A 12137-nucleotide genomic window follows, 5' to 3' on the forward strand; every position below is an offset into this window, starting at 1 on the left:
GCGTCACTCGCCGTCGGCACGCCCTCGCAGATTCCCCGCCTCGAGCACGAGGCGTTCGAGCATCGCCGCATTCGGCAGTTCCTCGGGCGCGACGGTGCGTCCCGTGCGGACGTAGTGGAAGGCCGCTCGGACCTTGTGCAGCGGCAGTTCGGCCGGTCGGCCGGTGAGCCGCTCGGTCCGCGCTGCCATCAACTGGGCCCAGGCGAGCCGGTAGGCGGCGAGCTGCACACCCACCGCGGCGAGCTTCTCGCCTTCCGGTTCGGCGCCGGTCTTCCAGTCGATGACCGTCCAACCGCCGTCCGGATCCTCGAAGACGGCGTCGATACGTCCGCGGATCACGGTGCCGCCCAGAGCCGTTTCGAACGGCACCTCGACCTCGACGGGGTTGCGCGACGCCCACTTCGACCGCAGGAATGCCTCCTGGAGCCGGTCGAAGTGCGAATCGTCGCCGTCCTCGTCGTCGGCACCGGGAAGCTCGTCGAGGTCGAGCAGGCGCGTCGCGCCGAATCTGCGCTCGAGCCACGCGTGGAAGGCGGTGCCGCGACGCGCGAGCGGATTGGGCCGGAACGGCAACGGACGACGCAGACGCGCGGCGAGGGCGTCGGGATCGGTGGCAAGATCGACGAGTTGGCTGACTGACAGCTGTGCGGGCAGCACCACCTCGGCGCTCTGCTCGGCGCGCTGTTCGCGTTCGGCCAGGAGCGCATCGACGTCGGTGGCCCACTCGTCGGGATCGTCGTCGTATTCGGTCGGGAGGTCGGTCCGGTCGAACTCGGCGAGGACCAGTGCCGCGCCGCGTTCGACCTCGGTGCGCCGGGCACCGAGCGGGTCGCGCGGCCACAGTGCGCTGCGCGGTGAGGCCGTGAGCGGGTTCTCCTCCTCCGGTTCGGGTTCCGGAGCCCAGTGGTCGATCGCACCGAGTTCGGGCCGGGCCGTGACGATCTCGTGCAGTTCCTCGAGGAACTGCGAGGGTCCCTTCGGTTCGGATCCGGTGTCTGCCCAGTGGTGGGCGGAGACGAACAGTGTTCGTTCGGTGCGGGTGAGAGCGACGTAGAACAGCCGACGGTCCTCGTCGAGCTTGCGGCGCTTGAGCGCGTCCTTGTGGGAGTCGATGGCCCGCTCGAGCATCTTGCGATCGGAGAGGTCGTCGAGCTCGAGCACGGGCACACCGTCGGTGCTGCCCGGATCGTCGGCGGGCAGCACCCGGTCGCCCCGCAAGTGCGGGGGAAGTTCGGTCGTCGAACCGAGCCAGGTCGCGGCGGCGGTGGAGGATGGGAAGACCCCGGCAGCGACATGTGGGACGGCGACGACCTCCCATTCGAGGCCTTTCGCGGAGTGGACGGTGAGGACCTGCACGCGGTCGGGGTCGACTTCCACCTCACCGGGCGCGAGCCCCTGCTCGATCTCCTCCGCCGCCGCGAGATAGGACAGCAAACCGGGCAGGGTCGCGTTGGTCCGCCCCGCGTAGGACGCGACGACCGAGGCGAAGGCGTCGAGATGCTCGCGGCCGGCGACACCGCGTCGGCGGCCCACGCGGGCCTCGGTCTCGATGCCGATACCGAGCACACGCTCGACCTCGGCGACGAGTTCGGTGAGCGGCTGGCCGAGCCGCTCGCGCAGGGAGGTCAGCTCGCGACCGAGCGCGACGATGCGCGCGTAGCCGAACTTCGAATAGCGGCTGCTGTCGCCGGGATCGGAGATCGCATCAGCGAGACCGGCCTGGTCGGCATATTCACCGGGCAGCGCCGAATCGAGGGCGTCCTCGAGCGCGTCGGGATCGGTCACCGCACCGGCGACACCCCAGCGTCCCGCGATGGCCAGTTCCTGGGCGCGCTCCCACAGTGCCTTCAGGTCGGCGGCACCGAGCTGCCAGCGGGCGCCGGTGAGCACCCGCACAGCTGCGCTCCCGGCCAGCGGATCCGCCGCCAGGCGCAGCATCGCGAGCACGTCGGCGACTTCGGGCGTGTGCAGCAACCCGCCGATGCCGACGACCTCGACCGGAAGGTCGCGGGCGCGCAGCGCCTCGGCGATCGGAGCGGCGTCGGCGTTGCGTCGGATGAGGACCGCAGCGGTCGGCGGTGTGCGTCCGGACTCGCGGGCGGCGGCGTACTCGTCGGCGATCCGGTCGGCGACCCAGTCGCGTTCCACCGCGACGTCGGAGTGCAACGCGAGGCGGACGTCGCCGGCGGCCGCGTCGGGGCGGGGACGCAACCGGCTGACCGACACCCCGCGATCGCGCAGAGGTTCGGACGAGACGTTCGCCAGTTCGAGGGCCTGCGGCGGATTGCGCCAGCTGGTGAGCAGTTCGCGGGTGGGTGCCGGCTCGCCGTCGGCCGCCGGGAAGTCGGTCGCGAACCGCGGCAGGTTGGCGGCCGACGCGCCGCGCCAGCCGTAGATGGACTGCATGGGATCGCCGACCGCGGTGACCGCGAGACCGGGATCGGCGCCACCGCCGAACAGGGCGGCGAGTAACACGCGCTGGGCGTGCCCGGTGTCCTGGTACTCGTCGAGCAGCACAGCCCGGAATCGTTCCCGCTCCCCGGCTCCCACCTCGCGGTGATCGCGGGCGACCCGCGCGGCGAGCGACATCTGGCTCCCGAAGTCGAGAGCACCTTCGCGGCGCAGTGTCTCGGACAGCCGTTCGACGAGCGGAAGCAACTGCAACCGCGCGTGCTGGGTCTCGAGGTAGCCGAGCAGCGTCTTCGACGGTGCTCCGCGCTGCCCCGGGCCGGGCGGGAGGGTGTGCACCAGCTGTTCGAGTTCGACGTGGGCGTCGCGCAGCAGATCCGGCTCGACGAGGTGCTCGGAGAGCTGGCCGGACAGGGCGAGAACGGCCTCGGTCACCGATGCGGGATTGCGGTCGGTGTCGAGTTCGCCGTCCCACGAGCTGACCACGCGGTGCGCGACCTGCCACAGCTCGGTCTCGGACAGCAGGGTCGCCGACGGTTCGATGGGCAGCAGCAGACCGTGCTCGGTGAGCAGGCGACCGGCGTATGCGTGGTATGTGCTCACCTCGGGTTCGCTGCCGAGGATCCGTGCGCGCAGCCCACCGCTCGGGTCGAGGTCGCGCAGGAGCGCCGATCCGGCGAGCTTGGCCAGGCGCGCCCGGATGCGGGCCGTGAGCTGCTGCGCGGCCTTACGCGTGAAGGTCAGGCCCAGCACCTGCTCGGGTTCGACGAGACCGTTGGCGACGAGCCACACCACCCGCGCGGCCATCGTCTCGGTCTTGCCGGCACCGGCCCCGGCGACGACCAGCATCGGGCCGGGCGGGGCCTCGATGACGGCGGCCTGCTCGGTCGTCGGCGGCAACTGTCCCAGTGCCTCCGCCAGGCGCTTCGCGCTCACCCGTGGTGCGCTCATTCCCCTGTCACCTGCCTGCCTTCGTCGTGTGCCGGGCAGCTCGACAGCACCGGGCAGTGCCGGCACCCGTCGTTGACCCTCGCAACGAAGCGGGGGCCACGGGTCGCGGCCGCCGCGTCGTGGATGATCTCCCGCCACTGCGCGAGACCGTCCTCGTCGAGGGGCGGTTGCACGCGCTGCGTCGCGCCTTCCTTGTTGTGCGGCTTCGCCACGAAGACCAGGCGCGCGCCACCGGGCTCCGATGCCGGTTCGCCCTCGATCGCGCCGGCCACCGCGGCCACCTGGTAGGCGGCGAGCTGGGCATGATCGCGCGCGGCGTCCTTCGACACCGGGTTCTTCGCGGTCTTGACGTCGATGACGACCGGGCGGCCCTCGGCGTCGCGTTCGAGCCGGTCGATGCGACCACGGAGCCGCACGCGGGGCTTGTCGTCGGAATCGGGTTCGAGGATGCCGTCGACCTTGATCTCGACGCCGATCTCGGTGAGCTCTCCGCGTGTGCCCTGCAGCCACGTCGAGAAGGTGTCGAGCATGCGGCGGGTGCGTTCGAGCTCGCGGCGGGCATACCATTCGGCACCCAGATCGACCGAGTCCCATGCCTTCTCGAGGGCCTGGTCGATGCGGTCGGGAGGGATCCGCCCGGCGAGCGCCTGGACGAGGGTATGTACCAGCGTGCCGGTGACGGCATGGCTGTTCTCGCCGTCGGAACCGCCGTGGCGCTCGAACATCCACCGCAGCGGACACGTCGTGAGCTGTTCGACCGTGGACGGCGACAATCGCACCGCGTCGTCGTCGGGATCCCACAGCGGGTCGGCGGTGCTGGGATCGGCCGTGCCGTACCAGTCGTCGGGGTGGGCGCCGCGCACCCCGGCGCGCGCGAGCCGCGCGAGTTGCTGGGCGGCTCGCTGCTGTCGTTCGGGTTCGGTCTCGGCGATCTCGGGATCGCAGACCACGCTGCGCAGTTCGGCGACGAGGGCGGGCAGGGCCAGCACGCGGGTGCGGACCTCGTCGGGCACCGGTTCGGCCAGGAGGTCGTCGGACGCGTCGAGGTCGTCGGTGCCGACACCGCGCAGTTCGTCGACGAAACGGGACCGGACCAGTTCGCTGTCGCCGCTCACCGAATCGACGGCGGTCACCAGAAGGTGGGTGCGGGCGCGACTGCACGCCACCAGGAACAGGCGCCGCTCCTCGGCGAGCAGCGGTGCGGTGCGGGAGAGCCGCGCACCGGCCTCGTCGCCGCCGTCGGCACCGGAGACCGCGTCGATCAGGGCCTCGATGCCGAGCAGGGTGCCGCGGGCGCGCAGGCTCGGCCACAGCCCTTCCTGGACACCGGCGACCACCACGACGTCCCATTCGCGACCGGCGGCGGAGTGCGCGCTGACGACCGTGACCGCTTCGGATTCGGCGGCGACACGGGTGCGAGCCGTCGCAGGGATCTCCTGCTCGGTGAGATAGTCGACGAACCCGGCGATGTGTGCGCGGGGCAGACGGTCGACGTAGTCGGCGGCGGCGTCGAACAGAGCCACGACGCCGTCGAGATCGCGGTCGGCCTGCGCCCCGATCGGCCCACCCCAGGCCGACGCGGCGGCCCATCGCCGTTCGAGTCCGGTGGCCTGCCATGCCTCCCACAGCACGTCCTCGAGACCGCCCCCGCGCAGCGCCGCCGAGCGGGCCTTGCGCAGCACACCGAGCACCTTCCTCAGCGGTGCCGCCTCGACGTCGGTCAGCCCGCGGATCAGATGCGAGTTCCCGGCGGTGTCGTCGCCCTCGGTGAGCAGGATGCGCAGCAGTTCGGCGGAGTCGCGGTCGTTGCCCGATGCTAGCTCGACCCGCCGCAGACCACGCCGCAGTCTCCGCAGCGCGACCGGTTCGGCACCGCCGATGGGCCCGGACAGCAGGGCAAGTGCTTCGTCCCCGCCGAAGCCACTGTCGGATACCGCGCGCAGCACGAGCAGCAGTCCCGCGACGCTGTGCTGGCGGGCCAGCGGGAGTTCGGAGGCGGCGGTCGTCATCGGGACGCCCGCCGCGAGCAGCGCGCGACGCAGCGGCGCGAGTACCCGCGGCACGGACCGGACAACGATCGCCATGCGCGACCACGGCACACCGTCGACGAGATGGGACCGGCGCAGGGTGTCGGCGACCAGTGCCGCCTCCTTGGCCTGCGACGAGCACACCGCCACGCGGACCTGCCCCGGATCGCCCTCCTCGACGCGGTGCCCGGCCATACCCCGGTGCGGCGGCAGGCCCGGCAGTCTGCGGGTGATCCCGTCGGCGAGGGACGCCACCTCGGGAGCGGCGCGATGGTTGACACCCAACACGATGCGGCGCGATCCGTCGGCCTCGCCGAGGCTCTCGAGGAAGGAGGTGTCGGCGCCGCGGAAGCCGAAGACGGCCTGATCGGGGTCGCCGGCGATCGTGCTCGTGCGGGTGCCGGTACCGATCACGCGGACCAGGTCGGCGGCCTGCGGATCGAGATGCTGGGCGTCGTCGACGAGCAGGTGGCGGATGCGGCCGCGCTCGGCGGCCAGCAGATCGGGATCGGTCGCGAACGCCGCGAGCGCCGCGCCGACGAGTTCGGCCGCGTCGAGTGCCGGAGCGGTGGCCTCCGGAGCTTCGAGACCGACGGCACCGCGAAGCAGCATCACCTGCTCGTAGCGCTCCGCGAAACGCCCGGCCGCGACCCATTCGGGCCGATTGCGGCGCTCCCCGAGCGCGACCAGATCCTCCGGGCCGAGACCGCGCTCGTTGGCGCGCAACATCAGGTCGCGCAGTTCGACGGCGAAGCCCGTCATGCCCAGTGCCGGACGCAACCGCTCGGGCCACATCCCGGCGCCGTCATCGATATCGCCGCGCAGCAGTTCGCGCAGCACGGCGTCCTGTTCGGCGCCGGTGATCAGACGGGGCGGCGGATTGCCGTGCGCCGAGGCCTGCAACCGCAGCACCGCGAAGGCGTAGGAGTGGACGGTACGGACGAGCGGCTCGCGTGTGGCGCGGGGCACTGCGCCGTCGCCGAGCGCGATCAGACCGGCCGTGATCGCCTCGCGCACGGCGGTGGCGGCCCGCCGCGAATGCGTGAGGATGAGCACCGACTCGGGATCGGCGCCGGAGGCGATGCGGTGGACCGCGAGGTCGACCAGCAGGGACGTCTTGCCCGTGCCGGGACCGCCGAGGACCTGCCACGGCCGCCAGCGGAGGGAGGGCGGGGCGTCGTCGAACAGCACGCGCACGTCGTCGGGCCACTCGCGGGCCACCGGCGCCTCGGCGGACCTGCGCACGAGGCGCGCGGCCGGGCGGCGGACGCGATCGGGGATCTGCGGTTCGGACATGCGCGAGACGGTGGCGGGCAGGTCGGTGACCTGCGCCCGTGGTGGGTGCAGGTCGGGGATGCCGGTATCGACGTCGAGCATGACCCCATCCCACCAGACGGGTACGACAGCGTCCGGGGCACACCGCGGAGTCACGACTGGGATAGTGGTCGGCGTGAGTGCCACGGATCTTCTGCACACCCATCTGTTCGGCCCCGTCGACGGACCGGAGGTCCTCGCCCTGCACGGACTCACCGGTCACGGCCGACGCTGGCGGAACCTCGCCGAACGACACCTGCCCCACCTGCGGTTCGTCGCTCCGGACCTCCGGGGTCACGGCCGGTCGCCGTGGACTCCCCCGTGGTCGTTCGAGGCGCACATCGCCGACCTGAAGGCCGTGCTGGACGCACACACCACCGGTCCCGTCACCGTGGTGGGCCACTCCTTCGGTGGTGCCCTCGCGCTGCATCTCGCCGCCGCGGTGCCCGACAGGGTGCGGGCGCTGGTACTCCTCGATCCGGCGATCGGCCTCCCGGCCGACCGGATGCTCGAGATCGCCGACCTCACCCTCCACAACCCCGACTACACGGACGAGGCGGAGGCGCGGGCCGAGAAGGTCCACGGCGACTGGGGCGAGGTGGCCCCCGAGTTGCTCGACGAGGAGATCGCCGAGCACCTCGTCGAACTCGACTCGGGGCGTGTCAACTGGCGGATCTGCGTACCTGCGCTGGTGACCTCGTGGGGCGAGCTGGCCCGCGGACCCGTCCTGCCGCCGGCCGGTATCCCGACGATCTTCGTGCAGGCCGGGAAGGTGCAACCCCCGTACACCACGTCAAATTTCCGTCGCGACCTGGCGGAACGACTCGGCGACGACCTGACCCTGCTCGAATTCGACTGCGACCACATGATCGACCAGGCGCGTCCCGCCGAGACCGCCGAACTCGTGGCCCGGATGGTGTAGCCGGTGGTCACCACGGACGAGCAGATCGAGCGGGTCCGCGAACTCGTGGCCTCCGTGCCCGCAGGCCGGGTCGCGACCTACGGCGACATCGCCGGTGCCGCGGGCCTGTCGAGTGCACGCACCGTCGGATGGATCATGCGGACCGATTCCGCCGACCTGCCGTGGCACCGCGTGGTCCCGGCGTCCGGGCGACCGGCCTCGCACCTCGCGCGCCGGCAACTCGCGCGTCTCGAACTCGAGGGCGTCCCGATCTCCGGCGACCGGATCGATCTCACCCGTGCTCGACACCGGTTCCCGCCGGGCTCAGGCGAGCACGGCGGCGAGCCACGCGCAGACGACGAGTAGGTCCGGTCCCCGCGCCCACTGCCGGAGCAGATCGACCGGAATCTGCCCGACGGCCGTCTCGAGGATCAGACCGTCGTACCCGATCGGAGGTCGCGTGCGCATCCGATAGCCGGCCGCGCACCCACCGACGATGACGATCACGACGCTCGCCACCGACGCACTCCCGGCGAATCCCGTCACGGCACCGGCGACGACCGCGGCCGACCCCGGGACGGCCGAGAGTGCGCGACGCAGATACGTGTCGCTCGTACCGAGCAGGACGGCGAAATCGGGATCGCAGCTCACGTCGCGCAGACCCGCACCGAAGATCGTCGCCACGGTGAAGACGGCGACGAGCTGCACCACGACAGCGGCGGGCGGCGATACGACCGACATCAGCACCACGACGCCGAGCAGCGCCACGCACGCGACGAGCACGGGTGTGGGCCTACGGACATGGCGGAGCAGATCGGAACGGACGAGTGCCGCGATCCGGCGGCGCGGCAGGGCCCGCGAGCGGCGGGATCCGATGCGCAACCAGGCCTTCCGTTCGACCACGCCTGTCAGCAGCGAAGGATCGAGTGCCGTGAACGACGCCGACACACCGACCGCGGTGTCCGATCCCACCCTCCACTCCGGTGCAGCGATCCTGTCGCATCGACGCAACGCCGAGACCGCCGGTGCCGCAACGGCGATCCACGCCCCCACCACGAACAACGGTCCCGGCGGTGGCACCGCGACGCCGACGGCGGCGACCGTCACCACGCCCGGAACGGCGACGAGGCACAGCCCGACCACGACCCGCACGACCGCGGGCACGAGTACCCGGCACTGCACGAGCATCGGAAGGGCGACGGCACCGACACCGAGAGCGGCAGCGAGACATGTGAACGCGACGCGCCCCTCCGGGGTGGTCACGAACGTCGCGAACCGTCCCGCGAGAGCACCCGCGATTGCACCGCAGATCAGGAGCGCCGCGACTCTCGGGCGGAGTGCCGCACCGCGATCCACCGGTGTGGACAGCAGCCAGAACTCCGTCTCGGTACCGCACGTCACCGGACCTGCGGCCCGGGTGGACGCCGTCCCCGCAGCGACCGCGATCGCGACGACGGCCCATCCCCACGCCGAGGTGCACCCCGAATCGCGCACGATCGGGTCCCCGCACGCGAAGGTCGTCGCCGGAAGGGAGAACAACCACCACGCCAGTCCCCCGCCGACATACAAGCCGAGGACGACCAGCACAGCGAGGGCCGGACGATCCACCAGCGGCGCGCGCCGGCGCTCGAAGGCGTGACGGAGCGCGCGGAGGTCGCGCGCGCCGGGGACGGTTCCGGTCAGCTCCATCGGTCCGCCTCCACCACCTGGTCGGCGACCGCGTCCACCAGCGCGACATCGTGCGAGACCATCAGCACGGTGCCGCCCGCGCGCTTCTCGGCTTCCAGTGTGGACGCCAGCCACCGGCGACCGGCGTCGTCGAGATGCTGTTCGGGTTCGTCGAGGACGAGCAACCGCCGGGGCCGTACCAGCGCGGAGGCCAGCGCGAGCCGGCGGCGTTGCCCGCTCGAGAAGGCCAGCGGCAGTCGATCGGCCGACGCGGCGAGACCGACCTCCTCGAGGACCTGTGTCGCCGCGTCGAACGGGTCGGTCACGCCGTGACCGGTGGCGACGAGTTGCAGGTGTTCGTGCGCGGTGAGATGCGCGAATGTCGCCACGTCGCCGAGGACTGCGGCGACCTGCCGTCGCAGCGTCGGCGAGCTCTCGTCGACGGGGACGCCGTGGATCTCGACAACGCCCTCGTCGAGTCGGTCGACGCCGACGACGCATCCGAGCAGGGTGGACTTGCCGGTGCCGTTCGCGCCGATCACGGCGCAACATCGGCCGGGGGCGACGTCGACGTTCACCCCGGTGAAGACGGTCAGGTCACCGAACGAGCGGTGGGCGTTGCGGACGGACACGGCGGGTGTGCCGTGCGGATAGGGATCGAACATGGAAAATCTCCCGGTGTTCCTCGTCGGACGGAGTGTCGAGGGCGAGGACGGAACCGGGTGAGCGCGGACGTGGCCGTCCGGCGGTGTCGGGGTGGGAGTGGCGGCGGAACCCGCCGCGCAGACGTCGTTCCTCGGAGGTCGGGCCCCGGATGCTGCGACCGAAGGCGAACAGCGGATCCTCCGCGGCGGCGACGAACGCGAGTGCTGCGACGACCACCACCAGCAGGCCGAGGAGCAATCCGGCGGTGTCGCCGGTGGAGACCGCGGTGACCGGAACGACCGCGGCGGCGAGCCAGGACATGAGGACGACGAACACCGCCGCGCCGTTCCGCCAGCCGAAGAACATACCCGCCAGTCTATCCGCGACACGGCAGTGCGATCGGTGCCGGACACGGCAGTGCGATCGGTGCCGGACACGGCGAGTACAGACGATCACGAGCGCGGCGGATGAGGCAGCATGAAGGCATGAGCACGCTCACCCACGTCGAAGCCGTGATCGTCGCGGGAGGCCGCGCGACCCGCATGGGAGGCGTCGACAAGCCCGCTCTGACCGTCGGCGGCCGCAGGATGCTCGACACCGCCCTGGGCGCGGTCGAGGGGTGCGCGCGGGTGACGGTGGTGGGTCCGCACCGCGACGATCTCGACCTCCACGTGCTGCAGATCCAGGAAACACCGCCCGGCGCGGGTCCGGTCGCGGCGCTGGCAGCGGCGGATCCGGTCGCCGATCTCGTGGTCACTCTCGCCGCCGACCTTCCGTTCGTCACACCGACGACGGTTGCGGCCCTGCTGGAGGCCCTGAACGAGGATGCGACGGCCGAGGCCGCCTTCGCGGTGGACGACACCGGCCGGGTGCAGTTCCTGCTCGCCGCGTGGCGGACACCGGCGCTGGCCGCGCGTCTGGACTCTCTCGGTGGAGACGTCGCGAACCGGCCCATGAAGGCGTTGTTGCCCGAGCGGTACGTCACCGTCTCGGTGTCCGAGGCGACCGACTGCGACACCCCTGCCGATCTGGAGGCGGCGCGCGCCGGATCCGCGACCGCCCGTGTGGCCGCCGATCCGGACCGGGCGCGGAGAATCCTACGGGAAGCGTTGTCGCCGTTGCCTTTCCGCACCGTCCCGGTCGAGGAGGCGCGGGGCGCCACATTGGCGGCTCCGCTCGTCGCGGTGGAGGCGTTGCCTCGCGTCCGCACCTCGGCGATGGACGGTTACGCGGTGGCGGGCGACGGACCGTGGTTGTTGCGCAACGAGATCCGCTACGCGGGCGACGGAGGCTCGCTCACGCTCGGCGACGGGGAAGCGGCCCGGATTGCGACGGGCGCCCACCTGCCGGCCGGCGCGACCGCCGTCGTGCGCGACGAGTTCGTCCGCGTGGAAGGCGGTCTCGTCAGTCGCCTGCCCGATGCGCCCGTGCGCGACGACGCGCGGCGCCGCGGGGAGGACTGGGAGTCGGGGACGGTCCTCGCCGAGGCCGGCACCGCCGTGAGCCCGGCGGTCGCCTCCGCGGCCGCCAGCGGTGAGGTCACCGAACTCCGGGTGCGAGGTCCTCTACGGGTGCATATAGTGCTCACCGGCGACGAGATCCGACGCACCGGCCCTCTGCGCGAGGGGCAGACGCGCGACGCGCTGGGTCCGGTACTCCCGGACTTCGTCCGCTGGTGCGGCGCCACGGTGGTCGGTGAAGGGCATCTCCGCGACACCGCCGACGGATTCGATGCGTTGTTCACGGGCACCGATGCCGATGCGATCGTCATCGTTGGCGCGACGGGCGGTGGCGCCGCCGATCAGTTGCGCGGTGCGCTGGCGCGGGCCGGCGCGCAGGTGGTCGTCGAACGGGTGCGGTGCAAGCCCGGCGGATCACAGGTCGCGGCGACGCTGCCGGACGGCCGTGCCGTGCTGGGACTGCCCGGGAATCCGGTGGCGGCGGTGTCGACGCTGCTGGTGCTGCTGCCTGCGATCGTCGACGGCCGCACCCTCCGCACCCCGGCGACTCCTGTGACCGCTCCGCTGGCGAACGCCTCGGAGGTCGTCGGCGACATCACGCGGTTGCTCCCCGCCCGCCAGGACGTGCAGGGACGATGGTTGTGCGACAACACGATTCGTACCGCGCATCTCGCCGGCCTCATCGGGCGCAGCGCGATCGCCGTGGTGCCACCGGGAGCGGTGGACGGCGACCGCGTCGAATTGCTGCCGCTCCCCCGCTGA

Annotated in this window: 8 protein-coding genes; 3 read left to right on the forward strand and 5 right to left on the reverse strand. The window is 72.0% G+C overall.

The window, feature by feature from the left end; all coding sequences use genetic code 11:
- Window positions 1-3: 3 nt before the first annotated feature.
- Together KXC42_RS16105 and KXC42_RS16110 are read right to left on the reverse strand one after the other, a co-directional pair.
- Window positions 4-3360 (reverse strand): ATP-dependent helicase, encoded by a 3357-nt coding sequence (locus tag KXC42_RS16105; RefSeq protein ID WP_219129270.1) that lies wholly within the window; start codon window positions 3358-3360, stop codon window positions 4-6.
- Entirely contained in the window at window positions 3357-6683 is a 3327-nt protein-coding gene (locus tag KXC42_RS16110; protein ID WP_219130500.1) for an ATP-dependent DNA helicase, read from the reverse strand. The genes KXC42_RS16105 and KXC42_RS16110 overlap by 4 nt, the downstream gene beginning before the upstream one ends.
- 154 nt (window positions 6684-6837) lie before the next feature.
- Here KXC42_RS16110 and KXC42_RS16115 point away from each other — a divergent pair, with 154 nt between their 5' ends.
- Window positions 6838-7623, forward strand: coding sequence for an alpha/beta fold hydrolase (locus KXC42_RS16115; protein WP_219129271.1), 786 nt, complete (start codon window positions 6838-6840; stop codon window positions 7621-7623).
- Window positions 7624-7626: 3 nt separating this feature from the next.
- Window positions 7627-7968 carry an MGMT family protein gene (locus KXC42_RS16120; protein ID WP_006550258.1) on the forward strand — a complete coding sequence of 114 codons (342 nt, stop codon included), beginning with the start codon at window positions 7627-7629 and terminating at the stop codon, window positions 7966-7968.
- Here KXC42_RS16120 and KXC42_RS16125 read toward each other — a convergent pair.
- The 3 genes from KXC42_RS16125 to KXC42_RS16135 are packed head-to-tail and all read right to left on the reverse strand — an operon-like array spanning window position 7927 to window position 10281.
- Window positions 7927-9291 carry a DUF6297 family protein gene (locus KXC42_RS16125; RefSeq protein ID WP_219129272.1) on the reverse strand — a complete coding sequence of 455 codons (1365 nt, stop codon included), beginning with the start codon at window positions 9289-9291 and terminating at the stop codon, window positions 7927-7929. The genes KXC42_RS16120 and KXC42_RS16125 overlap by 42 nt on opposite strands.
- A complete protein-coding gene (locus KXC42_RS16130; RefSeq protein ID WP_039584788.1) occupies window positions 9282-9935 on the reverse strand; it encodes an ABC transporter ATP-binding protein in 654 nt (217 codons plus the stop codon). Before KXC42_RS16130 ends, KXC42_RS16125 begins: the two co-directional genes overlap by 10 nt.
- Window positions 9868-10281: a DUF6412 domain-containing protein gene (locus tag KXC42_RS16135; protein ID WP_219129273.1), complete on the reverse strand. Its 414-nt coding sequence runs from the start codon at window positions 10279-10281 to the stop codon at window positions 9868-9870. The genes KXC42_RS16130 and KXC42_RS16135 overlap by 68 nt, the downstream gene beginning before the upstream one ends.
- Before the next feature lie 119 nt (window positions 10282-10400).
- On the opposite strand from KXC42_RS16135, the gene KXC42_RS16140 reads away from it, so the two are divergent.
- Entirely contained in the window at window positions 10401-12137 is a 1737-nt protein-coding gene (locus KXC42_RS16140) for an NTP transferase domain-containing protein (RefSeq protein ID WP_219129274.1), read from the forward strand.

Source organism: Rhodococcus sp. LW-XY12, assembly GCF_019317345.1.
GTDB classification, from domain to species: Bacteria; Actinomycetota; Actinomycetes; order Mycobacteriales; family Mycobacteriaceae; genus Rhodococcus; species Rhodococcus pyridinivorans.